21 protein-coding genes are annotated in these 25,463 nt (G+C 61.4%); 7 read left to right on the top strand and 14 right to left on the bottom strand.

Annotated elements, in window-relative coordinates; all coding sequences use genetic code 11:
• Positions 1-2: 2 nt before the first annotated feature.
• From araD to BG457_RS05300, 4 genes are all read right to left on the bottom strand, one after another.
• Positions 3-1,739 carry an L-arabinonate dehydratase gene (gene araD, locus BG457_RS05315; protein WP_071795925.1) on the bottom strand — a complete coding sequence of 579 codons (1,737 nt, stop codon included), beginning with the start codon at positions 1,737-1,739 and terminating at the stop codon, positions 3-5.
• 14 nt (positions 1,740-1,753) lie between these two features.
• Complete coding sequence (locus BG457_RS05310; RefSeq protein WP_071795924.1) at positions 1,754-3,274, bottom strand: tripartite tricarboxylate transporter permease; 1,521 nt, start codon at positions 3,272-3,274, stop codon at positions 1,754-1,756.
• A gap of 12 nt (positions 3,275-3,286) precedes the next feature.
• Positions 3,287-3,766: a tripartite tricarboxylate transporter TctB family protein gene (locus tag BG457_RS05305; RefSeq protein ID WP_071795923.1), complete on the bottom strand. Its 480-nt coding sequence runs from the start codon at positions 3,764-3,766 to the stop codon at positions 3,287-3,289.
• An 89-nt stretch (positions 3,767-3,855) separates the two neighbouring features.
• Entirely contained in the window at positions 3,856-4,821 is a 966-nt protein-coding gene (locus BG457_RS05300) for a tripartite tricarboxylate transporter substrate binding protein (protein WP_071795922.1), read from the bottom strand.
• A gap of 63 nt (positions 4,822-4,884) precedes the next feature.
• On the opposite strand from BG457_RS05300, the gene BG457_RS05295 reads away from it, so the two are divergent.
• Together BG457_RS05295 and BG457_RS05290 are read left to right on the top strand one after the other, a co-directional pair.
• Positions 4,885-5,664 (top strand): GntR family transcriptional regulator, encoded by a 780-nt coding sequence (locus tag BG457_RS05295; protein WP_342715420.1) that lies wholly within the window; start codon positions 4,885-4,887, stop codon positions 5,662-5,664.
• A 53-nt stretch (positions 5,665-5,717) separates the two neighbouring features.
• Positions 5,718-6,386 (top strand): GntR family transcriptional regulator, encoded by a 669-nt coding sequence (locus tag BG457_RS05290; protein WP_071795920.1) that lies wholly within the window; start codon positions 5,718-5,720, stop codon positions 6,384-6,386.
• 517 nt (positions 6,387-6,903) lie between these two features.
• Here BG457_RS05290 and BG457_RS05285 read toward each other — a convergent pair.
• The 6 genes from BG457_RS05285 to BG457_RS05260 form a co-directional block, all read right to left on the bottom strand.
• Positions 6,904-7,980, bottom strand: a complete 1,077-nt coding sequence (locus BG457_RS05285) for an ABC transporter ATP-binding protein (RefSeq protein WP_071795919.1) — start codon at positions 7,978-7,980, stop codon at positions 6,904-6,906.
• Complete coding sequence (locus BG457_RS05280) at positions 7,977-8,804, bottom strand: carbohydrate ABC transporter permease (RefSeq protein ID WP_071795918.1); 828 nt, start codon at positions 8,802-8,804, stop codon at positions 7,977-7,979. Before BG457_RS05280 ends, BG457_RS05285 begins: the two co-directional genes overlap by 4 nt.
• Positions 8,801-9,703, bottom strand: coding sequence for a carbohydrate ABC transporter permease (locus BG457_RS05275; protein ID WP_071795917.1), 903 nt, complete (start codon positions 9,701-9,703; stop codon positions 8,801-8,803). Before BG457_RS05275 ends, BG457_RS05280 begins: the two co-directional genes overlap by 4 nt.
• Before the next feature lie 69 nt (positions 9,704-9,772).
• Positions 9,773-11,002, bottom strand: coding sequence for an ABC transporter substrate-binding protein (locus tag BG457_RS05270; RefSeq protein WP_071795916.1), 1,230 nt, complete (start codon positions 11,000-11,002; stop codon positions 9,773-9,775).
• Between the two features lie 71 nt (positions 11,003-11,073).
• Complete coding sequence (locus BG457_RS05265; protein WP_071795915.1) at positions 11,074-11,982, bottom strand: sugar phosphate isomerase/epimerase family protein; 909 nt, start codon at positions 11,980-11,982, stop codon at positions 11,074-11,076.
• Between the two features lie 2 nt (positions 11,983-11,984).
• Positions 11,985-13,025 carry a Gfo/Idh/MocA family protein gene (locus BG457_RS05260; RefSeq protein WP_071795914.1) on the bottom strand — a complete coding sequence of 347 codons (1,041 nt, stop codon included), beginning with the start codon at positions 13,023-13,025 and terminating at the stop codon, positions 11,985-11,987.
• Between the two features lie 160 nt (positions 13,026-13,185).
• Between BG457_RS05260 and BG457_RS05255 the strand changes: the two genes are divergently transcribed.
• Positions 13,186-14,223, top strand: coding sequence for a LacI family DNA-binding transcriptional regulator (locus tag BG457_RS05255; RefSeq protein WP_071795913.1), 1,038 nt, complete (start codon positions 13,186-13,188; stop codon positions 14,221-14,223).
• A gap of 48 nt (positions 14,224-14,271) precedes the next feature.
• On the opposite strand, the gene BG457_RS05250 is transcribed toward BG457_RS05255, so the two are convergent.
• Positions 14,272-16,581, bottom strand: a complete 2,310-nt coding sequence (locus BG457_RS05250) for a Tex family protein (protein ID WP_071795912.1) — start codon at positions 16,579-16,581, stop codon at positions 14,272-14,274.
• 303 nt (positions 16,582-16,884) lie between these two features.
• Between BG457_RS05250 and BG457_RS05245 the strand changes: the two genes are divergently transcribed.
• Genes BG457_RS05245 through BG457_RS05235 form a run of 3 tightly spaced genes read left to right on the top strand, consistent with a single transcriptional unit; the run spans position 16,885 to position 19,941 of the window.
• Entirely contained in the window at positions 16,885-17,814 is a 930-nt protein-coding gene (locus BG457_RS05245) for a transketolase (protein WP_071796077.1), read from the top strand.
• 1 nt (position 17,815) lies between these two features.
• On the top strand, positions 17,816-18,817 hold the full coding sequence (locus BG457_RS05240; RefSeq protein WP_071795911.1) for a transketolase family protein: 1,002 nt from the start codon (positions 17,816-17,818) through the stop codon (positions 18,815-18,817).
• Positions 18,814-19,941 (top strand): RuBisCO large subunit C-terminal-like domain-containing protein, encoded by a 1,128-nt coding sequence (locus tag BG457_RS05235; RefSeq protein ID WP_071795910.1) that lies wholly within the window; start codon positions 18,814-18,816, stop codon positions 19,939-19,941. The genes BG457_RS05240 and BG457_RS05235 overlap by 4 nt, the downstream gene beginning before the upstream one ends.
• Positions 19,942-19,953: 12 nt before the next feature.
• Here the strand turns inward: BG457_RS05235 and BG457_RS05230 are convergent, their stop codons facing one another.
• Complete coding sequence (locus BG457_RS05230) at positions 19,954-21,990, bottom strand: bifunctional aldolase/short-chain dehydrogenase (RefSeq protein WP_071795909.1); 2,037 nt, start codon at positions 21,988-21,990, stop codon at positions 19,954-19,956.
• A 96-nt stretch (positions 21,991-22,086) separates the two neighbouring features.
• On the opposite strand from BG457_RS05230, the gene BG457_RS05225 reads away from it, so the two are divergent.
• Entirely contained in the window at positions 22,087-23,052 is a 966-nt protein-coding gene (locus BG457_RS05225) for a sugar-binding transcriptional regulator (protein ID WP_071795908.1), read from the top strand.
• A 1-nt stretch (position 23,053) separates the two neighbouring features.
• On the opposite strand, the gene mtnA is transcribed toward BG457_RS05225, so the two are convergent.
• Both mtnA and mtnK read right to left on the bottom strand, forming a co-directional pair.
• Entirely contained in the window at positions 23,054-24,157 is a 1,104-nt protein-coding gene (gene mtnA, locus BG457_RS05220; protein ID WP_071795907.1) for an S-methyl-5-thioribose-1-phosphate isomerase, read from the bottom strand.
• The gene (gene mtnK / locus BG457_RS05215) at positions 24,154-25,419 is read right to left on the bottom strand and encodes an S-methyl-5-thioribose kinase (RefSeq protein WP_084657469.1); all 1,266 of its coding nucleotides are present in this window, start codon (positions 25,417-25,419) and stop codon (positions 24,154-24,156) included. Before mtnK ends, mtnA begins: the two co-directional genes overlap by 4 nt.
• Positions 25,420-25,463: the final 44 nt, after the last annotated feature.

Below are 25,463 nucleotides of genomic sequence, written 5' to 3'. Positions count from 1 at the left end.
CCTCAGAAAATATCCGGCTCGCCCGCCGCACGGCCGAAATCGCGCTCCAGGAAATCGAAATCGCAGCCGGTATCGGCCTGGGTCACATGTTTCGAGAACATCCAGCCCCAGCCGCGCTCAAACCGCGGCTCTGGCGCGGGCAGGGCTTTGCTGCGCGCGGCGAGGTCCGGCTCGCTCACCAGCATGTCCAGACGACGGTTCGGCAGGTCCAGCCGCACGATATCGCCGGTCTTCAGCAGCGCCAGCGGGCCGCCGACATAGCTTTCAGGGGCTACATGCAGCACGCAGGCGCCGTAAGATGTGCCCGACATCCGCGCGTCAGAGATGCGCAACATATCGCGGTGGCCCTGCTTGATCAGCGCTTTCGGGATCGGCAGCATTCCCCATTCCGGGAAACCCGGCCCGCCCAGTGGCCCGGCATTGCGCAACACCAGCACATGATCCGGGGTTACATCAAGGGTCTCATCATCTATCGCCGCTTTCATTTCGGGATAGCTGTCAAAGACCAGCGCGGGGCCTTCATGGATGTGATATTTCGGGTCGCAGGCCGCAGGTTTGATGACTGCGCCATCCGGGCACAGATTGCCGCGCAGGACCGCCAGTGATCCTTCGTGATAGACCGGGTTCGACAGCGGGCGGATCACGTCCTCGTTGAAAACCTGCACACCGTCCAGATTTTCGCCCATGGTCTTGCCCGTCACGGTCAGGCAGGATGTGTCCAGCCGTTCCTCGATCTGCTTCATCAGCGCGCGCAACCCGCCTGCATAGAAGAAATCCTCCATCAGGTAGTCCTTGCCCGCAGGGCGGACATTGGCGATCAGCGGCGTTATGCGCCCCAGCGCGTCCAGATCATCGAGCGTCAGGCGCACGCCCGCGCGCCGCGCCATGGCGATCAGATGCACAACTGCATTGGTGGAACAGCCCATGGCCATGGCCACGATAGCGGCATTCTTCACCGCCGCCCCGGTCACGATCCGGTCGGGGGTCAGGTCTTCCCAGACCATCTCGACGATACGCCGACCGCAATCGGCAGCCATGCGCTGATGGCCGCTATCCACCGCGGGCACTGATGAGGCGCCGGGCAGCGTCAGCCCCATCGCATCCGTGATGGCGGTCATCGTGCTGGCCGTGCCCATGGTCATGCACACCCCGGCCGAGCGCGCGATGCCGCCCTGCAATCCCTGCCATTCATCATCGGAAATACTGCCTGCGCGCCGCTCGTCCCAGTATTTCCACGCGTCAGACCCCGACCCCAGCGCGCGCCCGGCGTAATTGCCGCGCAGCATCGGGCCAGCGGGCAGATAGATCATCGGCACTCCGGCGGTCAGCGCGCCCATCACCAGCCCCGGTGTGGTCTTGTCGCATCCGCCCATCAGCACCACACCATCCAGCGGATGCGAGCGGATCATTTCTTCCGTCTCCATGGCCAGCATGTTGCGATAGAGCATCGAGGTCGGTTTGGTGAAGCTCTCATCGACCGAAAGCGAGGGCAGTTCCACCGCAAACCCACCGGCCTGAAACACGCCGCGCTTCACATCTTTCGCGCGTTCGCGGAAATGGGAATGGCAGGAATTCAACTCTGACCATGTGTTCAGAATGCCGATGATGGGTTTGTCCTTGAAATCCGCCTCGGAATAGCCAAGCTGCATCAGCCGCGAGCGATGCCCGAAACTGCGCAGATCATCAGGGCCGAACCAGCGCGCAGAGCGCAGCGTTTCAGGGGTTTTTCTGTGTGTCATGTCAACTGCTCCGGTCAGTCCTGCGCATTGGGCAGGGTCGCAATCTTGTGGGGGCGCAGCGCGGCGTAGACCTGCCAGAGGATCGACAGCGCCGCGAGGGCGAGGAAGGTGCCTGCGATAGGGTTGGTCAGGAAGCCGGTGAAATCACCGGATGAAAGCTGCAACCCGCGGCGGAAATTCGTCTCGGCCATCGGGCCAAGGATGAAGCCGATGATGAAGGGTGCAGTCGGCATGCCCGCTTTCGCAAAGGCATAGCCAAGGATGCCAAAGGCAAGGATCGTCCAGACATCGAAGATGCGGCTGGCCAGTCCGAAAGCGCCCACAGCGCAAAGCACCAGAATGATCGGCAGCAGGATATGTTTCGGGATTGCCAGCAGCTTGATGAACAGCCGCAGCCCGACAAATTCCAGGATCAGCATCATGATGGCCGCCACGACCAGCGCGGCAAAGATCGTATAGACCAGCGGGCCTTGGGTGATGAACAGCATCGGCCCCGGCTGGATGCCGTGGATCATCAGCCCGCCCAGCAGAATGGCCGTGACCGCATCCCCGGGAATCCCCAGCGTCAGAAGCGGGATCATCGCGCCGCCGATCCCGGCATTATTGGCCGATTCACTGGCAACAACGCCCTCGATCGTGCCCTTGCCGAATTTCTCGGGTGTTTTAGAGCGCTTCTTGGCGGCAATATAGCTGATGATATTGGACGTGCCTGCACCGATCCCCGGCAGGATGCCGATGGAAATGCCGATCAGGCTGGAGCGGATCGCATTGGGAATCTGGCCCAGAAACTCGGCCATGGAAAAGCCAAATCCCTTGATCCTCACCAGTAGCGGCGGGGCAACCGGTGCGCCCCCCTTGCGATGGGCGCTTTCGGCAACGCGGATCACTTCTGCCACCGCAAACATGCCCACCAGCACCGTCAGAATGGAAAAGCCTGCATTGATCTCGACCCGGCCAAAGGTGAAGCGCGTGATTGCATCGACCGGGGCAATCCCGACAGTCGAGACGGCAAAACCTGCAACGCCCGCAAAAATGCCCTTGATCATCGAGCCGGAGGAGAGCGTCGCAATCAGCGTGAGCGAGAAGATCGCGATGGCGAAATATTCATGCGGCCCGAAGGACAGCGCCACGCGCGCCAGCGACGGGGCGATGAACATCAGCGCGCCGATGGACAGGATCGTGCCGATGAAGGAAAACACGATCCCTACACCTAGCGCTTTCGCGCCCTCGCCCTTTTCCATCATGGGCGCGCCGTCGAATGTCGTGGCGATGGAGGACGGCGTTCCCGGTATCTTGAGCAGGATCGCCGAAATCAATCCGCCTGACGTGGCCCCGACAAACAGCGCAATCAGCAGCGAAATCCCTGCCGCCGGGCCCAGCGTGTAGGTCATGGGCAGGCAAAGCGCGATGGCCATGACAGCGGTCAGCCCCGGCACGGCACCAAAGACGATACCCACGGCCACGCCCAGAGTGATCAGGATAAAGATCTGCGGTGACAGCACATTGCCGAAACCCGCGAGGAGAAGGTCAAGCATTGGCGGGCCTCTTTACGGCAGATAGCGGGTCAGCGGGCCGCCGGGCAGCATCAGGCGAAACCCGTAGCGGAAGGTCACGAAGATCACGACAGCGGACAGGATGGCGAGCACGGCATAGAGGATCGGCCTTGGTCGCTGCGTTGATGGCGTGAGCAGCCAGAACTGCGCGAAGAGAAACAGCGCGGCGGCAACGGGAAAGCCCAGCGGGCGCAAGGCGGCAATGAACCCGGCGACCAGCCCAAGCGTGGCGGCAACAGTCAGAAGCTGACGCGGTTGCAAACGTTCCGAGGGCGCAAGCGGCAGGAAGCCCGAGCGTCGCAGCGTGAAAAGGATCTGCAACAGGCCAAGCGCGGCCATCGCGCTGCCCAGCGCATAGGGGAAGAATGTGGCATCGACAGTGCCACGACGGGGCAGTTGCATGGTCAGATAAAGATATCCGAGCCCCGCGCCCAGCATGGCCAGCCCGATGATGAGTTCAGAGTTTCGGGACATCAAGGCTCCCCCGGAAGATCGGTTAGGGGGCCGACAGCAGGCCGGTCTTGCGCAGCCCTGCTGTCGGCCGGACGTCGGCCAGTCTGACCTTAGCGTGCCGCCTGCAGCACTTCGCGGAAGGGCATGTAAGCGTCGCGGATCGCGTTCAGACGCTCCAATGCCTCGTCTTTCGGCAGGAAGGAGACCGGCTGTTTGAAGCCCTGTTCCAGATCCGCCGCATATTCCGGGATCTCGGTGATCTGGCGCATGACATCTTCCATCTTGGCCACGATCTCAGGATCCGTGCCTTGGGGGAAGGCGATGATATACGGATTGTTCATCACGAAATCGACGCCCTGTTCCACGAAGGTCGGAATATCACCCAGAAGCTCATTGCGCGTGTCGTTCGGTTGGCCAAGCACGACCATCTGTCCGGCGGCGTGGTAATCCTGGATCGCACCATAGGCGATACCGCCGACATCAATACGTCCTCCCAGAAGTGCTGCGATCTTGTCAGAGGCTGATCCCGTATCCACCACATGCATATCCGCACCGGTCTCCTGCTGGAAGATCGTGCCTTGCAGATGCGAATAGCCGCCGAATTCGGTGCCAAAGACAACGCTTTGCGGTTCTGCATCCGTGCGCGCCACCAGATCGTCGATGCTGGTAATGCCCGACTGGGCGCTGGCCACAAAGACCGCACCCTGGTCGATTGCCGGGATGCAGCAAATCTCGAAATCATCAATGCCATAATCGGCAAGACCTGAGACTTCGGTCACGATCAGGTGGCCGGTATGGCCGAAAAGCATGGTGTAGCCATCCGGATCCGCGTCGCGCACAGCCGAGGTCGCGATCGTCGCGCCGCCGCCGGGCATATTGGTCACGACCATCGAGCCGCCGGTGATCTGCTCGAAATACCGCGCCATGGTGCGGGCGTTGAAATCCGTGTCGCCACCGGGGCCTGCGCCGATGATGACATTGATCGTGCGGGTGGGCCAGTTCGTTTCGGCATGCGCTGCTGAAACACTCAGGGCAAGCGTGCTGGCCGCCATCATGGCGGTATAACGGAAAGTCATGGATGCTCCTCCACTAGCATTTTCGTGCGATTGAATCGTTCTGCTACATTAATATATTAATGAATGGAGTGCAAGCTTTCGGAAGAACAGTGTGAAACGACTTTGAAACTCTGCACCCGCTCGTATAAGATCAGAAAAAACAAAGGCGTGAACTGTCAGATGACACAGGCAAAGCGCAAACGGTCCCGCGCAGATCTAATATACGAAGAGTTGCGGCGTATGATCGTAACGCTGGAATTGCCGCCCAAGCAGGTGCTTCAGGAGCGCGATCTGGCCGACAGATTCGCCGTCAGCCGCACGCCCGTCCGCGAGGCAATCCTGCGCCTTGCAGAGCAGGAACTGGTCGTGATCGCGCCGCAGCACGGCACATTCGTCGCCGCCATCAACCCCGCTTCCGTGCGGCAGGCACATTTTCTGCGCGTCAATCTTGAAATGCCTGTGGTTGATGTCCTGTGTCAGGCCGAAGCGCTTGATCTGGCCCGCCCGCGCGCCATTATTCTGGAGCAGAAACTGATCGCAAGGCACAATTCCTATGCCGAATACATGCCGCTCGATGACCAGTTTCACCAATCCCTGTTTGACATCGCCGGCATGGGCGGGATCTGGCAGGTCATCCATGCCCGCAAGGCGCATCTCGACCGCATACGGTTTCTCAAAGCTGCCGAGCGCAGCGAACTCGACAGTCTGACGCGCCAGCATGAAGCGATCCTTGATGCGATTGCCAACCGGTCACGGCTCAGCGCGCAAGAACTGGTGCGTACGCATGTCTCGGGATCGCTCGCCTTCATGCAGACGCTTTTGCAAACCAATCCCGAACTGTTTGACACGTCCGGGCAATCTTGACATAGGCCTGTTTCGCTCTTCTAATATATTAGGTCAGAAGCGGGGTCGCGCAGGTGGACGGGTCTTTCTCACCGGCAGTAAACACAATCTACGACACGTTGCGCGACCGGATCATCGCTCTTGATCTGATGCCCGGTGCGCCGCTCAGCCCTGCGCAGATCCGCCAGCAATTCGCGACCAGTGCCACGCCTGTCCGCGATGCTTTGCGTGCCCTGCAAGAGGAAGGTCTGGTCGAAATCAAGCCGCAGTCCGCCACGCGTGTCAGCCGGATTGATTTGTCGCAGGCAGTGCAGATGCATTTCCTGCGCAGCACGCTGGAACAAGCCATCATTGCCCAGATCGCCAGCAGTGCCGCCGCAAGGGTCCATCCGGAACTGGCCAGCATCGTCGATTTGCAGCGTGAATGCGTGCAGCAGAGCGAGCTTGCCGGGTTTCGCCGTCTGGATTTCAGGTTCCACGAAACCCTGTTCCGGGTGACGAACCGCATGGCATTGCACCGGCTCGTGCGCCGTGAGAGCGGGCATATCGACCGTATCCGGTCCTTGCATCTGCCGCGCGCCGACAAGGCAGAGCAGATCATATCAGATCACGCCGCGATTGTTGATGCCTTGCGGGCGCAAGACCCCGAGCAGGCAAGGGCCGCGATGGCGCAGCACCTGTCCCATTCCGTTGCACTTGGGCCAGAGTTGAAGGCAGAGTTCCCCGGTCTTTTTGTGGCATGACAGCAAGGTCTTTCCCACGCGCGATGAGGGAAAACCTGGTGACAGATACCAGCTTCTGACCGCAGGAATAGCGCCGCGCTCATAGTCACCTCGGCCACTTCGCTCGGCTTTGGCGGGGATGCGCTGGCGACCGGTATAAGCCTCGGGCCGCAAGGACCAACTTTCCTGCCCCCCCAGCTATATCGCGCTGTTCGTGGCGGCTCCGCTCCTCGCCGTGATGGCTCTCGGACTGCACCGAATTGACAAGCCCTGTCCAGTATCGCTTCTGCGTCTCCCGTGTTCCCGACGGGCAGATGGCTCTTCGGCGCGGCGATGGCTTCCCCTATATCGCCTCCATGGCGGAAGTCTCGTGGCCTGCGCCGGATGAGCGGGCGCGGACGAGGGCGGCTTTGTTCGTCTACGCGTATGCTGCCTTCCCGCTCGCGGATCATGGTGGTGATTGGGGGTCGGTCGAATGCGCACGACGTGTCTGTTCCGCAGACCATCAAGCGCCAGGTCTAAAGACCTGGAACAGACCCTAGTTAACCACTCCGATCGCAAGGCGCGTTTTGGCATCAAAGACATGAACATGGTCTGGGTCGATTGCGAGGTGCACGCTGTCGCCTGACCGCAATCGGGTTGTGCCTTCCACGACAAAGGAAAGCTCAGGCGTGGCGGAACAGGAAATATAACTGGCTGATCCAACGGATTCGACCATGCTAACCTTGAGCGCCAGTCCCGCATCTGGACCCACAACACTCAAATGCTCGGGTCGCAGGCCGACAATTACACTCCTGCCCGGCGGGTAGCTGCCGTTGAGCGGGATCAAAGGTTCGCCGGGCAGGTTGAGCCGTGCCGCCTCTCCGGACTCGCTAATTCGTGCATCGACAAAATTCATCGCCGGTGAGCCGATAAAACCGGCGACGAACTGGTTGGCGGGATGCGCATAAAGATCGAGCGGCGCGCCCTGCTGCTCGATGATGCCGTCGCGCATGACCACGACATGATCGGCCATGGTCATGGCCTCTATCTGGTCATGGGTGACATAGACCGAAGTCGCGCCCAGCCGATTGTGCAGCGCCCGCACTTCCTTGCGCATATGCACCCGCAAAGAGGCATCGAGATTGGAGAGGGGCTCATCGAACAGGAAGGCCTTCGGATTGCGGATGATTGCACGGCCCATCGCGACACGCTGGCGTTGCCCGCCCGATAATTCGCGCGGGAAGCGGTCAAGCAGGTGCGATAGCCCGATCGTCTCCGCCACTTCCTTTGCCGCGGCTTCGATTTCGGCGCGCGGTTTGCGCTTGAGGCGCATCGAATAGGTCAGGTTATCCATGACGTTCATATGCGGATAGAGCGCATAGGACTGGAATACCATGGCGACGTCGCGCTTGCGTGGTGGCAGGTCATTGACCCGTTCGCCGGCGATGTGAATGGCACCCGAAGTTATGGTTTCAAGCCCGGCGAGGGAGCGCAACAGGGTCGATTTCCCGCAACCCGATGGCCCGACAAGAGCGACGAATTGTCCCTTGGCAATCGACAGATCGATATTCTTGAGGGCATGGTAAGCGCCATAATACTTCTCGACATTTTTCAGTTCGATCTGGGCGGTCATTTCAGGGCTCCCGAGGTAAGGCCGGAGACGATGCGGCGCTGTAGCAGGACGAAGGCGGCGAGGATCGGGGTCACATAGATCGTGGCATAGGCCATGATATTGCCCCACTCGGTTGTGTTGGGCCCCATGAAGGTATTAAGCCCGACCGAGGCTGGTTGCAGCTCGGACGCCTGGATCATGGATTTGGAGTACACAAACTCGCCGAAAGCCTGCATGAAGATAAGGATGGCCGAGACGAGAATGCCGTTGCGGGCCAAAGGCAGGACGATGAACCAGAAAGCCCCGATCCTTGAATTGCCATCGACAAGAGCGGCTTCCTCAAGCTCGCCCGGCACGCTCATGAATGTCGCCCGCACCAGAACCACAAAGAAAGGCATCGCTTTTGCCGTCACGGCAAGGATGACGGCGAGCTGTGGGTAATTGAGCAGGCCGATCTGGGAGAAGCCCACAAAGATCGGCGTGATCATCAGCGAGGCAGGCAGCACTTGCAGCATGAGCACCAGGAACAGCGCCAGATCGATCCAGCCATTGCGATACCGGGCCAGCACATAGGCGCAGCCCGTGCCGAGAATGGCCGTCAGCGCCATGGTGCCGCTCGCAATGATGGTCGAGTTCCACAGGAACCGGCCCATATTCCGGGTTTCCCAGACATAAACGAAATTGCTCCATTGCGGCGAGGCGGGAAACATGCCCGGCGGCGTGGCAAAGATCTCGGACCCGGTCTTGAGGCTGGTGACGTACATCCAGTAGAGCGGAAAGAGATAGAGCGCTGCCAGGCCGAGCGCGACGAGCAACAGCATGCGGTTGGTCCAGGCGATGCTCATCCGCGCACCTCATGACGTGTGGAGCGCACATAGATGACCGAGGCGATCATCACGACCGCGATCATCACGACCGAGATGGTCGCGCCCTTGGCGAAGTCATATTGGCGGAACGACATTTCCCATGCCCAGTATTGCGCAACGTTGGATGAATTCGCCGGACCGCCCGAGGTGATCGAGGCAAAGAGATCGAACTGCTGCAATGTGAAGATCAGTCCCAGCGAGATGACCGCCCCGATGGTCGAGCGCATCATGGGGAGCGTAATGGTCCAGAATTTCTGCAGGCCATTGGCGCCATCCAGTGCAGCGGCCTCATAGAGATCGCGCGGGATCGCGGCCAGCCCGACCGAAAGCAGGATCATGTTGAACGAGATACCCAGCCAGATATTGGCAACGATGACTGCCCAAAGCGACCAGGCCGGGTTCGATGCCCAGAAGATGTTTTCGGATATGATGCCGAGGGATCTCAGGGCGTAGTTGAGAACCCCGAAATCGCCGGCAAGGATCCAGTTCCACATCGCACCGACAACCAGTCCCGGCATGACCCATGATGCGAGAAACAGGCCGCGGATATAGGATGAGCCGGGAAAGCCGCGTGCGAAAAACAGGGCCAGCGCAAAGCCAATGACAAACTGGCCAGCAATCGAGCAGACGACGAAAATGACAGTGTTGCGCATGATGGGCCATGTGGCCGGCAGGCTGAAGACGTCCACATAATTCTTGAAGCCGACCCAGGGCCGGTTGAACGTGCCCAGGCTGAACATGTCCACGGCCTGAAAACTCATCACCACATTGTAGATCAAGGGCAGTCCGCTGAAGACGAGCAGGAAGGCGAGCGGCACCGCAACCAATACGATGTCGAACCCTTTGCCGTCGCGCAGGCTGGAAAGCAGGCGGCTCATCACACCCTCTCCTTTGCATCGGTCTGGACGGCTGCCCGGTTGCCCGGGCAGCCTCTGGGCGGGGAGGAACTAGTTGCCCAGAATTCCCTGAATGGTGGAAGCGGCCTGATCGAGCGCTGCCTGCGTGGTGGCCTGACCGGTCAGGGCCGACTGGATGGCATCCTGAATTGCCTTGGAAATGCGCGGCCATTCCGGGTGCGGGCCACGGGCCTGCGCGTATTGCAGCTGTTCGAGGAACACCTTGAGAGCAGCGTCCTTGAGCGGCTCGCCCGTCTCGGGAAGTTCCACGTCCGAACGTGCTGGCAACTGGCCCCATTCCGGGAACAGGCGATGATCCTGACTGGCGAAATATTCGAGCGCCTTGAATGCGGCTTCGGGATTCTTGCTGGTCGAGAAGATCGCCCAGTTGAAATCACCCATGGCCGAGGAGCGCTCGGCGTCTTCGCCTGGAACCGGCAAGAGCGCAACACCCCAATCGAACTGGGCTTCTTCGACCATGCGATTGAGTTCCCACGGACCGGAGATGGCCATGGCGGCATTGCCCGCGTTGAACGTGCCGGTCGATGTCCATTGTCCGCGCGTCAGTGTATCGGGCGAGGCAAGCCGTTCATCGATAAACAATTTCCAGATATCGAGTGCTTCGACAACGCCGGGTGCATTGAGGTTCTCGTAGCCGCCGCCAGCCATCTGCGCCCAGGGCAGGAACTGGAACGTGCCCTCTTCGCTGGCACGGGCCGAGAACGCGATGCCATAGACATTGTTTTCCGGGTCATTGAGCGTGCGCGCCGCCTCGACCAGCTCTTCCCAGGTCGCTGGCGGGCTCTCGGGATCAAGCCCTTTGGCTGCGAACATGTCCTTGTTGTAGTAGAGAGCGATCGTGTTCGTCGCCTTTGGAAGGCCGTAGAGTTTTCCCTCCCAGCTGACCGAGTTCAACGGGCCGGGGAAATAATTGTCGGGATCGATCACGTCGGACGCCGCCACCATATCGGTAATGTCGAGGAACGCACCGCGTGCGGCGAAAAGGGCGTGCTCGGGATTGTCGATTGCGATGATGTCGGGCGCCTGTCCGGTCGCAAAGGCGCGCATGGATTCGCTCACCACATCCTCAAAGTGGACTTCGCGGTATTCGACGGTGATTCCGTTGTCGAGGTCGTGAAACTCTCTCGCCAGATTGTAGGCGGGCTGATGCTCTTTATCGAGCGACCACACCACGATATGCTGGGCGCTTGCCATGCTCGTCAAGGCAAAGAGGGACACGGCCAGCGTGCCGCTACCCATTAGGCTCTTGATCGTCTTCATGATTTCCTCCTGTGATTGAAGACGGAAACAACCGCACCGGCCCATTCTCCTCCCGGACCGGATACGAGGATTCAGGTCGGATCGACGATGAAATCGCCTCCTCTGGCCTGTTTGAGATGATTGAGCGCGTGAACCTGTCCGGTCATTTCGAGCGCGCCGCGGTATACCGGGTCGTGCCAGCCCTCGATATCGATGGAACCGGACCAGCCGGCCAGGCGCAGTTCCGAAATGATGTCGGTCCAGTTGCTGTCGCCAAAACCCGGCGTGCGCATGAAGACAAAGGGATGCTTGCCGAAAATGCCGTGCTCGCGGATCACGTCCCATCGGATCGTTGCGTCCTTGCCATGCACATGGAAAATCTTATGTGCCCATTTGCGGATCTGGGGCAGGGGATCGATCAGGTAGACCATCTGATGGCAGGGCTCCCATTCGAGCCCGATATGCTCGTCCGGCGTCTCGTTGAAGATCAACTCCCAGGCATCCGGATTATGGGCGATGTTCCAGTCACCGGTCTGCCAATTGCCATCCATCGCGCAGTTCTCGAAGGCAATACGGACGCCCTTGTCGGCGGCACGCTTTGCCAGTTCGGCCCAGACCTCGCGATAACGGGGCAGGCTATCCTCGATCGGCTTTCCCCGCACACGCCCGGTAAATCCCGCGACGCAGGTCGCGCCGAAATGATGCGCGTTGTCGATGCACTGTTTCCAGCCTTCGAGGGTCTCGCGATCCATCGGCTGATCCTCCAGCGGATTGCCGAACATGCCGATGGTCGAGATCGTGATGTCGCGATCGCCGATGGCCTCCCGGCAGCGCTTGCCCAGCTCGGAGAGATCCTGACCATTGGTGGTCTGCCAGAAAAACGGCTCGAAACTCTCAAAGCCCAGATCGGCGATCTTGCCGATTGTACTGGCCGCTTTTCCGGCACTGGCGCTGACCATCGTGCCGATCCGGATGGAATTTGTGGTGTTGCTCTTGGGCATGATCAGTTGACTTCCAGATTGATTAGGGTGCGGGTATGGGTGCGGGCGCTTTCGATGGCGCCGAAAACCATCGCCAGGCTCTTGATGTTGTCGCTGCCATCGGTTTCGGGGATGGACTGCGTTTCGACGGCTTTGAGGAAATCGAGCAAGACGCTGGCATGCCCGTCGGTTGTGCCGGAGGTGTCCAGCGCGGGCACAGCGACCGGTTTGAGATCATTGATGAATTTGCCTTCGCTCGCTCGTGCCCGCGCGTCGTACTTGTCCTCGCCGTCCCAGATCAGCGAGCCATCGGTGCAGACAAGTCGCCACTGGCTCTCCCAGCTTGTCGGTGCGCCATCCGCGCACCAGGAGCCGCGATAGGTGAAGGTCACGCCATCCGACATCTCGAAGATTGCATTGGCCGAAGCGCCATGCGCAAACCACGAGCCGTCCGGATTGCTCTCGTGACAATAGACAGCAAGCGGGCGGGTGCCCGACATGAAGCGCGCGGCATCGAAAGTGTGGATGGCCATGTCCAGTAGCAGCACATGCTCCATTTGCTCCCGGAACCCGCCGAAATGAGGCGCGAGAAAGAAGTCGCAGTGCATGCTTGTCAATTTGCCGATAGCACCACTTTCAAGGAACGCCCTGATCCGGCGCACGCCTTCGATGTATCGCCGGTTCTGTACAATGGCGTGCAGGCGTCCGGCATTGCGGGCAGCGTCAAGCATTTCGCGGGCGTCGGACAGGCTGGCTGCCATCGGCTTCTCGCTCAGGACGTGACACCCATTGGCCAATGCCGTCAACACAACAGTTTTGCGGGCCGATGGCGGCACGACGTCGAAAACGAAATCGGGCTTGTGGGTCGCCAGAGCCTCTGCGAGATCGCAATGGAATGTGGCGGACAATCCAAACTCGGCACCGCGCGCTTTGGCGAGTTCCGGATCGATGTCCATCAAGCCCACGATCTTGATCTTTTCCGCCAGTTGCGGGACGCGCGAAAGCGCATCGAGCCAGCCCTTGGACATAGCTCCGCACCCGGCCAAAACGGCCGAATATGTCACGAAATCTCCTCCACTGTTCCTCCCCGGGCTTTGTTGCGCGTCAAAATGACCGAAGCCCGTAAACGTTTACGAGACTAGTCATCGAGTTGCTATTGTGTCAATAGACTTTCGTAAACGATTACGAAGACTTCATCTCAGCGCGACACCACGGAAGAGTTTTATGGTCAGCATCAAGGGTTTGGCGAAACATCTCGATATCTCGATCGGGACGGTCTCACGCGCTTTGAACGGGCGACCGGACGTCAATGAAGAGACGCGCCAGCGCGTTCTCAAGGCCGCAGACGAACTTGGATATGCACCGAATCAGGCCGGTCGTGCGCTGCGCAAAGGATCAACGGGCGTCATCGGCTTCATGATGCAGACCGGCGCCGAGATCACCGGCGATGGCGACACGTTCTTCATGAGCGTCTTTGATGGCGTGCAGACGGTGCTGTCCCAGCACGGGCTCGACCTGGTGGTCCTGTTATGCGCGGCAGATCAGGATCGCGAGGAATACCTGCGGCGCACGGTCGCGCGCGGCTTTGCCGATGCCCTGATCATATCCGGCACCAGAATACATGACGGCCGCATCGACTTTCTGGTCAAGCGCAAGATCCCGTTCATAGCCCTTGGTCGCAGTGAGACCGACCTCGGGCAACCCTGGTTCGATCTCGACTTTGAGGGATTTGCCAAGAGCGCAGTCGCACGTCTGGTTGATCGCGGCTATCGGAAAATAGCGATCTCGTCGGCTTCCGACGATACCAATCTGGGAAAGATCTTCATTGAATCGTCGCGCATGGCCCTGCACGCAAACGGCCTTGAACTCGATGACCGGCATATTTTCCGTACACCGCCCAACGAAAGAGGGGGTTACCAACTGGCCCAGCATCTCCTGAGCGGACCGGACAGACCCGACGCCATGGTTCTTGTCAACGAATTGACCTCGGTCGGCTTTTATCGCGGTTTGCGCGATGGCGGGATCGAGCCCGGGCGCGACATGGGCATCATCGGCTTTCGGGAAAGCCCCCAGTCACGCTATATCTCGCCCGCCCTGACCTGCTTTCGCATCGACCTTCATGGCTTGGGGAGGGCGCTGGCCCAGACGCTGCTCTCGACCATGCCTGCCTACAAGGAAAGGATCGCACCTCCGCCGGGGTCGCGTGTCTGGCCCATTGAACTGATCGAAGGCGAGAGCGATCCTCGCCGTGAGTCCAGATGAAGCCAGGGGTTTGATCCCGGTCTGTGATGGAGTGGGGCGAGATGGAACTCATTCACGCTTCATTGCCGCCAGCAGCGCCTCACCCAGAGCGCCTTTGGAGGGGGATTTTCCGGACGGAGTGCCGTTCGCGGGTTTAGTCTGGGACCTCTTCGCCGCTCCATGCGATATGGATTTCCGGTCTGCAGCCGGACTGCCGCCCCCATCCTTGCGCATACTAAGCCCGATGCGCTTGCGGGCGATATCAACCTCTGTGACGCGCACGCGCACCACATCTCCGGCCTTCACCACCTCATGGGGATCCTTCACAAAACGATCCGCAAGCTGGCTCACATGCACCAGCCCGTCCTGATGTACGCCGATATCCACAAAAGCCCCGAAGGCCGCGACATTGGTCACAGTGCCTTCGAGCAGCATGCCGGGCTTGAGATCCCTGATATCCTCGACCCCATCGGCAAAGGCCGCCGTCTGGAATCCGGGCCTCGGGTCGCGTCCGGGCTTGCCGAGTTCGCCGAGAATGTCGCGCACAGTTGGCAGTCCGAACCGGTCATCGACGAAATCCTGAGCATTCAGCGCGCGCAGCGCCTCGGGACGGCCCATGATGTCGCGGATATCGCGCCCGCAGGCATCGACGATGCGTCGCGCCACATCATAGGCTTCCGGGTGAACCGAGGACGCGTCGAGCGGCTCTTCACCGTCCCGAATGCGCAGGAACCCCGCGCATTGCTCGAAAGCCCGCGGTCCCAGTCCAGAGACCTTGAGCAGCGCTTTGCGCGAGGGGAAAGCCCCATGCGCATCGCGATGGGTGACGATGGACGCGGCGACCGAAGGGCTGAGACCGGCGATATGCGACAGAAGCGGCGCAGAGGCCATGTTAAGATCGACCCCCACGGCATTCACCGCATCCTCGACCACAGCCTCAAGCGCCTGCGTCAGGCGGCGCTGGTCGACATCGTGCTGGTACTGACCGACGCCGATACTCTCGGGCGGCACTTTGACCAACTCTGCCAGCGGATCCTGCAGGCGGCGGGCGATGCTGACCGCACCCCGCAGGCTTACATCGAGATCGGGAAATTCGCGCGCCGCCAGTTCCGAGGCGGAATAGACGCTGGCCCCGGCCTCTGAGACCACGACTTTGGTGGGTTTGCGGCCCTCGATCAGCTTGAGCGCTTCGGCCACCATGCGCTCGGTCTCGCGGCTGGCGGTGCCATTGCCGATGGCGATGAGTTCGATGCCGTGACGCTTCACTGCCGCCGCGATCCAGGCTTGTGCCCCGCGCAGGTCCATCTTCGGCTGGAAAGGATAGAGCGTCGCCGTCTCCACAAGCTTACCGGTCGCATCGACCACCGCCGCTTTTACACCGGTGCGGATGCCCGGATCGAGCCCCAGCGTCGGCTTGTTGCCTGCCGGAGCCGCCAGCAAAAGGTCGCGAAGGTTGCGGGCGAAGACTGCGATGGCCTCTTCATGCGCGCGGCGTCGTAGCTCGCTCAGAAGATCGACATACATTGTGAGCGACAGTTTCACCCGCCAGGTCCAGGACGCCGCCTCGCGCAGCCAGCGGTCGCCCGGACCGTCTGCTGAAATACCGATCGCGCTGCAGATGATCCCGACGGCGCGCGCCGCGCCGGTTTCGGGCGGAGGGGCGATATCAATCGTGACGATCTCTTCTTTCCCCGCCCGCAGAATCGCAAGCGCCCGATGCGACGGGATCGTGGCCCATGCCTCGCTATGGTCGAAATAATCCGAGAATTTCGCACCCGCCTCTTCCTTGCCGGGCACCACGCGCGCCGTGATCCGGGCCTCGGACTGCATGAATTCGCGCAGCCGCCCCAGTAGTGCGGCGTTCTCCGACAATTCCTCGGTGAGGATATCGCGCGCCCCGTCGAGCGCGGCGGCGGCGGTTTCGACCGGCCCGGACACATAGCCCGCAGCCAGCGTCGCGGGGTCGGCCTGCCGGTCCGCCTCGATCGCACGCAAGAGCGGCTCCAGCCCGTTTTCACGGGCGATCATCGCCTTGGTGCGGCGCTTCGGCTTGAAAGGCAGATAGATGTCTTCGAGCGCGGCCTTGGTTTCGGCCTGAGCGATGCTGCGGGCGAGATCGTCGGTAAGTTTGCCCTGTCCGCGGATCGACTCGATGATCGCAGCCCGGCGCTTCTCCATGTCGCGCAGATAGCCCAGCCGGTCGCTGAGCGTCCTGAGTTGCGTGTCGTCAAGACCGCCCGTGGCTTCCTTCCGGTAGCGCGCGATGAAGGGCACCGTGGCCCCGTCGTCGAGAAGCGCGACTGCGGCGGCGACCTGCCGTTCGCTTGCGGAAATCTCGGTGGCAATAGTGCGGGCGATGCGCTCGGCGGTCTGGTTCAAAGGGGGCTCTCCTGCTCGTCGGATGGCCTTTCTATCGAAGCCTCGTCAAGCCGCCAAGAGCCGAGATGAACACATTGCAGTTGAGAGAGGGCGGCTTTGCCACCTGCACCAAAGCGGTGCCTGCAACCCTGGCGAGCGGGCTGCGAAGCCGTGGCATTGCATTCACAGCCTGTTGCGCGCGTGATCGGCCGCCATGGACAATGACGGGCACCTCTGCAGCTTGATTATTTACAAATGACAGTACTAATTGACTTTTGTTTATGTTCGTAGTTATCTCCAATGAAAAGCAGTAAGGAATCGACGATGCGCAACGCCCCCAGAAGCGAGGATATCGCCTTGGCTATTCGCCGCCGCGTGTTTGAACATACCATGCGCAACAATGGCGGTTATCTGTCGCAAGCCTGTTCCGCCGCCGAGCAGCTTGCATTTCTCTATAACGAGGCGCTGACGCTTGGGCCCTCAACCATGCCGATGATCCCACCGCCCTTCGGGGGCGTGCCGTCGGCACAAAACCCTGACTATGTGACAGGTGCAGGATATAACGGCCCCGCCGCACCTGAATATGATCGTCTGTTCATTGCGCCCGCGCATTACGCGCTGGTGGCCTATGCTTGCCTGATCGAGGTTGGCCGCATGGCCCCCGAAGGGCTGGAGATGTTCAATCAGGATGGGTCTTCGGTCGAAATGATCGGGGCAGAGCACAGCCCCGGCATGGAAGTGCATAACGGCACCCTTGGCATCGGGCTGTCCACGGCAGCGGGTCTTGCATGGGGGCGCAAGCGGCGCGGCGAGCCCGGCGAGGTCTGTGTTTTCATGTCGGATGGCGAAGTGCAGGAAGGTCAGACATGGGAAGCCGTGCAGGCCGCCGCACATCATGAGATCGGCAATCTCTGGGCGCTGATGGATGTCAATCGCCAGCAATGCGACGGCGCGATGGATGATGTCATGAAGGTGGGCGATATTGCCACCAAGCTGCGCAATTTCGGCGCTGTCGTGGCCGAGGTCGATGCGCATGACCTGAACGCATTGCGGCAGGCCCGCGCCACGCCGCATGACGGCCAGCCGCTGATCATTCTTGCTCATTCCTCGCCCACCAAGGGGATGGACTTCCTGATGCGCCGATTCCCGCGCCTGCATTATGTGCGCTTCAAAACCGCTCAGGAACGCGACGAAATGAATATCGCGATTGCGCAAGAGCTGGGGATTGATCCCATCGTGCTGGAGGATCACTGAGATGGAAATGGTTAACCGCCCCTACGCATCGGCCTTCGAGGCCTATGCTGTCCAGCACCCGGAAGTGCTGTGCCTGTCCGCCGATCTGACTTCGAGTTGCGAGATTGATGGGTTCCGCGACCGCCACCCCGATCAGTTCCTGTCACTGGGTATGGCCGAGCAGAACATGCTGTCTTTTGCGGGCGGGCTGGGGCTGGCAGGGTTCCGGCCCTTTATCCACAGTTTTGGGGTGTTTCTCTATCGCAGGCCCTACGATCAGTTGATGGCCTCCATTGCCTATCCGCGCCGCAAGGTGCGTCTGATGGGGTTTCTGCCGGGCGTCACCACACCGGGCGGGATGACCCATCAGGCGATCGAGGATATCTCGGTCATGCGGACAATCCCGAACATGACCGTGCTGGAAGCGGGGGATGCGACCGAGGTGGAAAGCATCGTCGCCGAGGCTGATACGGTCGATGGTCCGGTTTATTGCCGGATCCTGCGCGGCTCTGTGCCAAGGCTGTTCGACACCCCTCTGCGCATCGGCCAGATGCGGGTGCTGGCCGAGGGGGATGATGTTCTGGTCGTGACGGCGGGCATAGCAACCGAGGAAGCAATGCGCGCACGCGCAGCACTTGACGCAGCAGGAGTGGCGGTGCGGCACCTGCATCTGAACACGCTCAAACCCTTTGACGCGGCGCAGATCGTGGAACATGCGGCCTCTGTCCGGCATGGCGTGGTGACGCTGGAAAACCATCTCGTGGCGGGGGGGATCGGCTCGATGGTGGCCGAGGCTCTGGCCGAGGCGGGTCTCGCCCGCAAGCTGGTGCGGCTGGGGCTTCAGGATACCTATGCACATGGTGGCTCAAGGCCCTATCTGATGCGCTATTACGGGCTGGACGCCCTGAGCCTTGTGCACGCGGTCGAGCGGGTGACCGGGCAGGAAACGGGCATCACGGAAGAAGCCCTTGGCGCAGTGCGCGTGGATGCGGTGCATTCTGCTGTCAAGGCAGAGGCGCTATGAGTCGGTTTTGCGTCACCTACCGTATCTTTGCGGCATCGCGCGCCGAGGCGCGGGCGCGGGCGGACGCGATCGCGCTGGAACAGACAGTGGAAATCCCCCGTGATGTCGTCCCGGCGGGATATATCGAGGACACGATCCTTGGTCGGATCGAAGAGATCGGGCGCGAGGGTGACAACCAGTTTCGCGCGACGCTCAGCTACAGCCCTGACAGTGCCGGGCCGGAATTCGCCCAGTTTCTGAATGTCGTGTTCGGCAATTCCTCAATCCAGCGGGGGTTGCGGGTCATCGGCGTCGATCCCGGCGAAGCGATCGTTGCACGCCACAAGGGCGCGCGGTTCGGGATAGATGGACTGCGGCGCTTGTGCGGTCGCGCACAGGGCGGGCTGATCGCACCCGTCATCAAGCCGCAGGGGCTGGACGCAGATGCGCTGGCAGAGATTTCCTATCGCTGCGCGCGTGCCGGGGCGGATATCGTCAAGGAAGATCACGGCATCACCGATCAGCACATGGCCCCGTTTCGGGAACGGGTCGAGAAGATCGCAGCCAGCGTGGCGCGCGCAGCCGAAGAAACAGGGCACCGCGCGCTCTATTTCCCGTCGGTGGCAGGGCATCCGTGGGAAATCCGCGATAACCTGCGCTTTGCCCGCGATGCCGGGGCGGACGGGTTCCTGATCATGCCGGGGCTTCTGGGCTTCGGGCTGATGCAGGCGATTGCCAGTGACCCTGATCTGAACCTGCCGGTGATGGCCCATCCAAGCTTCCTTGGCCCCTATGTGCTGTCCCCGGATACCGGGATTGATCACGGCGTCATCTTCGGCACGTTGCAACGCCTGGCCGGGGCCGATATTTCGGTCTTCCCCAATGTCGGCGGGCGGTTTGGCTTTACCGTCGCGCAGTGTCAGGCGATTGCCGAAGCCTGCCGCGACCCGATGGGGCCGGGCCTGCCGATCATGCCCTCGCCCGGCGGCGGCATGAGCGTCGAGCGGGCAGGCGAGATGGCGCGCATGTATGGGCCGGATGTTGTCTATCTGCTGGGCGGAACGCTCTTGCGGCTTGGCGCGCAGATCGGCGATGGCATCACCGCGATGCGGCGCGCTGTGGACGCCGCTGGCGCGCAGGGATAGCCCCCTGCGCCTTTAGCGCAGCGAGGCTTCGATATTACCGCCGTCCACGGTCAGAACATGCGCCGTTGTGCGCTCTGACAGCGCCAGCGCTACAAAGGCATCGGCCACATGGCGCGCTTCCACCTCGCGTTTGAGCAGATTTCCCGACAGGTAGCCCTCTTCGGTCAATCCGCGTGCCTTGGCGCGCGCTTCGATCATGTCATCGGTCAGCAGGCCAGAGCGGATACGGTCGGCATTGATGCCATTGACACGAACGCCCTCGCCGCCCAGCTCCAGCGCAAGTTGCTTGACCAGAAACAGCGTCGCGGCCTTGGGCAGGCCGTAAGCCCCAAAGCCCTTGCCCGGATTGACAGCCTGTTTCGAGACATTGAACAAAAGCTGCCCGCCCCGCGCCTGCGCATGCAGCACGCGCGCAGCAGCTTGCGCAAAGGCGACTGGCGCAAAGAAGTTCAACTCGAAACTGGCGCGCAGGGTGGTCTCGGGCAGGGTGGCCATGTCGCCGGTCATCGCGGCACCAGCATTCGAGATCAGAATATCCAGCCCCCCGAAACTGTCGATACATGCCCCGATCGCGCGATCCGCTGCCCCTGCCGCCGTGATGTCGCAGGCCAGCGCGCAATGATCGCGCCCGAGGCTGGAGCGCAGCGCCTCCACGGCCTCTGCCTCGCGGTCGATCAGCATGAGCGATGCGCCCTGCGCAGCAAAAGCCCGCGCGATGGCGGCGCCGATTGCGCCCGCAGCACCTGTCACCAGCACAATGCGCCCTTGCAGCGCAGCGGGTTTGCCCTTGCCCAGCTTCGCCTGTTCAAGCGACCAGTATTCCATATCGAACAGGTCCGCTTCGGGGATGGGATGAAACCCGCCCGAAGCCTCGCCGTCGCGCATCACGCGCAGGGTTTGCTCGCCAATGTCTGCGGCAATACGCGCGGCCGCTTTTGTGGCCCCCAGCCCGATCAACCCGATCCCTTCGGCCCAGACCAGCCCCGGCACCGGGGCCAGCATGGTTTTTGCGCCCCCAAAGCGGGGGTTATGGCGCTCGAAATAGGCGCGGTAGCGCGCGGCGTAAGCGTCCAGCGCCTGCCGCAATCCGTCAGGGTTCTGCGCAGCTTTGCGCAGCACAAGCGGGTGGCCCTTGGTTCGGATCACATGATCTGGCGTCGCAACCCCGCGCCTCGCCAGCTCCTCCAGATCAGGGCGGGCGAGAAAGCGCATCACATCACTACCTGCCCGCAGATCCATCACAGGCATGGCGGCCCCGTCACCAAGCGTCCGGGCAATCACCCCGCGCAGTCGCGGCAGGGTCTGCGCGCGTTCGTCAGCGGGCAGCGCTGCGGCGGGGTGCAAAGGCGCAGGGCGGCGCTGTGCGAGCCAGTCCTCTACGGCGTTGGTATGCGCGATCAGACGGTCATAGGACGCCTTCGCGGTCTCGCCCCATGTGAAATGCCCATGATTGACCAAAAGCAGCCCTTCGGCTTGCGGATTGGCCTCAAACACTTCTGCCGCGGCCTTGGCCAGCGCGAAACCGGGCATGATATAGGGCACCAGCGTCATGCGGTCGCCGAAAATCTCGCGCGTGGCCTCAGCCACTTCGGGCAGATTTGCCAGCGCGAGAAACGCCGTTGCATGCGTGTGATCGATATAGCGCGGGGGCAACCAGGCATGCAGAAGGGTTTCCACCGATGGGTTGGGCGCAATGCTGTCAAGCAGGTTTGCACGCTGCACATTCACCATCGCCTCGTCCGAGAGCGCATCAAGCGCGCGCAACTCCATCAGCGGGTCCAGCCGCACCGCAGGCAGGCCGGCGGCCTCGATGGTTTCCAGATCCCAGCCAGAGCCCTTGACATGCAGCACGTCAATCTCACGCCCCATCACATCGCGCCCGCGCAGCTTGACCGATGTATTTCCCCCCCCATGCATGACCAGATCAGGATCTTGCCCGATCAGGCGCGACGTGTAGACCCGCAAGGCAAGTTCGCGCGCCGTCGGGTCTGTGCCCGCTGCATCCTGAAATTGCTTTGCCTGCTTGTCCTGCCAGAGATTTGCGACCATGCTGTATGTATCCGTCTTCGCCCTGTGTGTGATTGACAATGGGATAGGCTTGCACAAATGTCAAACCATCTTGGCATTAGTTGAATTGGGGTGAGAATGGGGATCACACGACGCAGGACCGCCGGCCAGATCACAGGCGAGAATGTCATCATCGAAGTCGCCTGGATGTATTATCACGAAGGCCTGAACCAAAAGGAAATTGCTGATCGGCTTGGCATATCGCGCGCCTCTGTCGTCAACTATCTGGCCGAAGCCCGCGAAAGCGGGTTGATCCGCATCTCGATGGCTGCCGAGAGCTTTACCACGCATCGCGTGGCGCTGGAGCTTTGCGCCCGCTTCGGTCTGCAAGCGGCCTATGTCGTGCCAGATGAAGCCGCTACCAATGACGAGGACAGGTTTTACCGGGTCGTCCGGGGTGCTGCGGAATGGCTGCCGGACCTGCTGGCCCCTGATGACCGGCTGGGCGTGGCCTGGGGTCGTACAGTCTATGACCTCGCCACTGTGCTCGAACAGCAGAACCTGCCTGATCTGACGGTGATTCAACTCGTCGGCTCCATGTCTACCCCATATGGTTTCACAGCCGAGGCCTGTTCAACGCGCCTTGCCCAGAAGCTCGGGGCCCGCTGCCACAACCTTCATGCGCCCGCGATCCTCAGCCGCGCAGACCTCGCCCGCGAACTCCGCGCCGAACCGATCCTGAAAGCGCAGCTTGACCAGTTCGGCCATATCACCAAAAGCCTGTTTTCCGTCGGCACCTGTCAGCCAGACAGTCACGTCGTGGGGGCCGGGGTGGTCAATCGAGACGAGTTGGACTGGTATGTGGCCCGAGGAGCCGTGGGCGTGGTCTCGGGGCGCTTCATAAATGCACAGGGAAAAGCGATCCCCGGCCCGATGGACGAACGAATGATCGGGGTTGAATTGCGCGATCTGATCGGTTTGCAGGCCGGCATCCTCATCACGCCCGGCCATGACAAGGTCGCAGCCACCCGCGCCTGCATCGCGGGCGGCTATGCGACCCATCTTGTCACCAGCCTGAGCGTGGCGCAGGCGCTGCTGGCGTGACCTACAATGCTGAGGTCGCGTAGTCGGGAAAGAGAGCTGCCATGCCCTCAGACGTGGCCGCGCAAATCCCGCGTTCGGTGATCAGCCCGGTGACAAGCTCTGCCGGTGTCACATCAAAGGCGGGGTTCCGCGCGCCCGTCCCGTCCGGAGAAATCTGGACATCGACCACCCCCCCGGCAGAGTCGCGGCCCTGCACATGAGTCACTTCGCGGCCTGATCGTTCCTCGATGGGGATTTCACGCAGCCCGTCGCGCACGGTCCAGTCGATCGTGGGCGAGGGCAGGGCGACATAGAACGGCACGTCATTTGCCTTTGCCGCGAGCGCTTTCAGATAGGTGCCGATCTTGTTGCACACATCGCCGCGCGCCGTGGTGCGGTCGGAGCCGACGATGACGATATCGATCTCGCCATGCTGCATCAGATGACCGCCCGCATTATCCACAATCAGATCATGGCTGACACGGTGGCTGTTCATTTCCCAGGCCGTCAGCAGCGCGCCCTGATTGCGCGGGCGGGTTTCATCGACAAACACATGCACATCAATCCCGGCCTCGACCGCATGGTAGATGGGCGAGGTGGCAGTGCCCCAATCGACCGTCGCAAGCCAGCCTGCGTTGCAATGGGTCAGCACATTGACCCGTCCGCCGCCCTTGCGCGCCGCAATGTCGCGCAGCAGTGCAAGGCCGTTTTCCCCGATCCGGCGATTGATTTCCACATCCTCGTCGCAAATCGCTTCGGCCTTGGCGCGGGCGGCATCTGCGCGCTTTTCAGGGGGCAGGGGGGCGAGCGCCCTGCGCATTGCATCCAGCGCCCAGCGCAGGTTGATCGCGGTGGGCCGGGTGTCATGCAACACATCCCATGCCGCGTTCAGATTGGTATCGGACGGGTCGCGTGCCATTTCCTCGGCCATGCCCCATGCCGCAGTCGCCCCGATCAGGGGTGCGCCGCGCACCCACATATCGCGGATGGCGGTGGCAAAATCACTCAGGCTGCGCAGCGGCACGATGCGCAGTTCATGCGGCAGCCAGCGCTGGTCAATGATCTGCACCGCATCAGAGGCAGCATCGCGCCAGATCGATCGATACGGGGTTCCGTCGATTTTCATAGATAGTCCTTCCCCAGAATGCTGCGGGCCAGATCGGTGACATCTGCCATGCTGCGGATGGTGTCGCGCCCGATAACAAGCGCGCGCCCCAGCATCAGGCCGCGCGCCTCGCAGCGGGCGCGCAGGGTATCGTCTGCAATCTGGTCATATTCGGCGATATGCGCGAGGCCCAGGATGCGGCGATGCATCTCAACCCCGCAAAATCCAAGCGCATCGCGCCAGATGGCGGCGAGCCTGTCAAGCCTCGCCTGCTCCGCACCAAGCGCGTCGTTCTGGTCCTCAAAGAGCGTTGACTGATAGAGAATGCCCTTGCGCTCATTGCGCCACAGATGCGTAAATTCCTGCGCGAAACTGTCCCAGACTTCGGCCGCAGTTGCGAGAATCCACTCCTGATAGCTGGCCTGTTCCGCGGTGTCGGCCAGATGGCCGGGCACGGCACAGGCGGCCATCAGGAAATTCGCGATCAGCATCCCGACATCAAAGCCAATCGGACCGTAAGTCGCAAATTCCGGGTCGATCACGCGCGCCTTGTCGCCGCTGACCATGACAGAGCCAGTATGCAAATCCCCATGCAGCAGCGTTTCCGCATTATTGGCGAAAGCCGCTTTCAGATGCTGCGCGGCCACCTTCAGATCGCGATCCCCGCGCAGCATGGCCACGATGGGATCAAGGGCGGGCGTGTGGCGGTTCATCGGAGCTGCGAAATATGGATCGGAAAAGACCAGATTTTCGGTGATGTCACACAATTCGATATTGTCCGCGAAAAGCGCCAGATCGCGCTTGCGCTCGGCTGTTTCCATGCTGAGGTCCGAGCCGCGAAAGAGCGTCTGCGCGCAGAACCGACCCAGAAATAGCCCAAGCCCGGCATGGCGAATGCCCTGCATCAGGCTTTGTCGCAGGATCACATGATCGGTGAGAAACTCCATCACCACCAGCGCCTGCGCATCGTCATAGTGATAAACCTCGGGCACCATGCCCGGCGCGCGGGCGGCCTGCCGGATCAGGGCGTTATATTCGAAGAAGGCACGCTTGAGCGGCAAGGGCCAGCTTTCGCCCACCAGTCGCACATAGGGCAAAGCCTGCTTGACGATCACCTGACCGGTTGCACCCGTCACGATGAAGACCAGATTCAGATTGCCATCCCCCACTTCTGACACCTGCCATGTCTCTGGAGCGCCGGCATGCGCGCTGACCGCGACGATATCGCCAAGTCGCGCGGCGACCGTTTCCGGTGTCAAAGCTTCATAAGGGGTTGCGCTCATCGTGACCTCCTCTCGCATCGCGGGGCCTTCGCATACCACCGCTG

It is taken from the genome of Natronohydrobacter thiooxidans, assembly GCF_001884735.1.
In the GTDB taxonomy this organism is placed as follows: domain Bacteria; phylum Pseudomonadota; class Alphaproteobacteria; order Rhodobacterales; family Rhodobacteraceae; genus Roseinatronobacter; species Roseinatronobacter thiooxidans_A.
This window is presented reverse-complemented; position numbering and strand designations above follow the sequence as displayed.

Coding starts and splice junctions, on each gene's coding strand:
- araD (WP_071795925.1), bottom strand. CDS start 1,739: ATGACACACAGAAAAACCCCTGAAACGCTGCGCTCTGCGCGCTGGTTC.
- BG457_RS05310 (WP_071795924.1), bottom strand. CDS start 3,274: ATGCTTGACCTTCTCCTCGCGGGTTTCGGCAATGTGCTGTCACCGCAG.
- BG457_RS05305 (WP_071795923.1), bottom strand. CDS start 3,766: ATGTCCCGAAACTCTGAACTCATCATCGGGCTGGCCATGCTGGGCGCG.
- BG457_RS05300 (WP_071795922.1), bottom strand. CDS start 4,821: ATGACTTTCCGTTATACCGCCATGATGGCGGCCAGCACGCTTGCCCTG.
- BG457_RS05295 (WP_342715420.1), top strand. CDS start 4,885: ATGGAGTGCAAGCTTTCGGAAGAACAGTGTGAAACGACTTTGAAACTC.
- BG457_RS05285 (WP_071795919.1), bottom strand. CDS start 7,980: ATGACCGCCCAGATCGAACTGAAAAATGTCGAGAAGTATTATGGCGCT.
- BG457_RS05280 (WP_071795918.1), bottom strand. CDS start 8,804: ATGAGCATCGCCTGGACCAACCGCATGCTGTTGCTCGTCGCGCTCGGC.
- BG457_RS05275 (WP_071795917.1), bottom strand. CDS start 9,703: ATGAGCCGCCTGCTTTCCAGCCTGCGCGACGGCAAAGGGTTCGACATC.
- BG457_RS05270 (WP_071795916.1), bottom strand. CDS start 11,002: ATGAAGACGATCAAGAGCCTAATGGGTAGCGGCACGCTGGCCGTGTCC.
- BG457_RS05265 (WP_071795915.1), bottom strand. CDS start 11,982: ATGCCCAAGAGCAACACCACAAATTCCATCCGGATCGGCACGATGGTC.
- BG457_RS05255 (WP_071795913.1), top strand. CDS start 13,186: ATGGTCAGCATCAAGGGTTTGGCGAAACATCTCGATATCTCGATCGGG.
- BG457_RS05245 (WP_071796077.1), top strand. CDS start 16,885: ATGCGCAACGCCCCCAGAAGCGAGGATATCGCCTTGGCTATTCGCCGC.
- BG457_RS05240 (WP_071795911.1), top strand. CDS start 17,816: ATGGAAATGGTTAACCGCCCCTACGCATCGGCCTTCGAGGCCTATGCT.
- BG457_RS05235 (WP_071795910.1), top strand. CDS start 18,814: ATGAGTCGGTTTTGCGTCACCTACCGTATCTTTGCGGCATCGCGCGCC.
- BG457_RS05230 (WP_071795909.1), bottom strand. CDS start 21,990: ATGGTCGCAAATCTCTGGCAGGACAAGCAGGCAAAGCAATTTCAGGAT.
- BG457_RS05225 (WP_071795908.1), top strand. CDS start 22,087: ATGGGGATCACACGACGCAGGACCGCCGGCCAGATCACAGGCGAGAAT.
- mtnA (WP_071795907.1), bottom strand. CDS start 24,157: ATGAAAATCGACGGAACCCCGTATCGATCGATCTGGCGCGATGCTGCC.
- mtnK (WP_084657469.1), bottom strand. CDS start 25,419: ATGAGCGCAACCCCTTATGAAGCTTTGACACCGGAAACGGTCGCCGCG.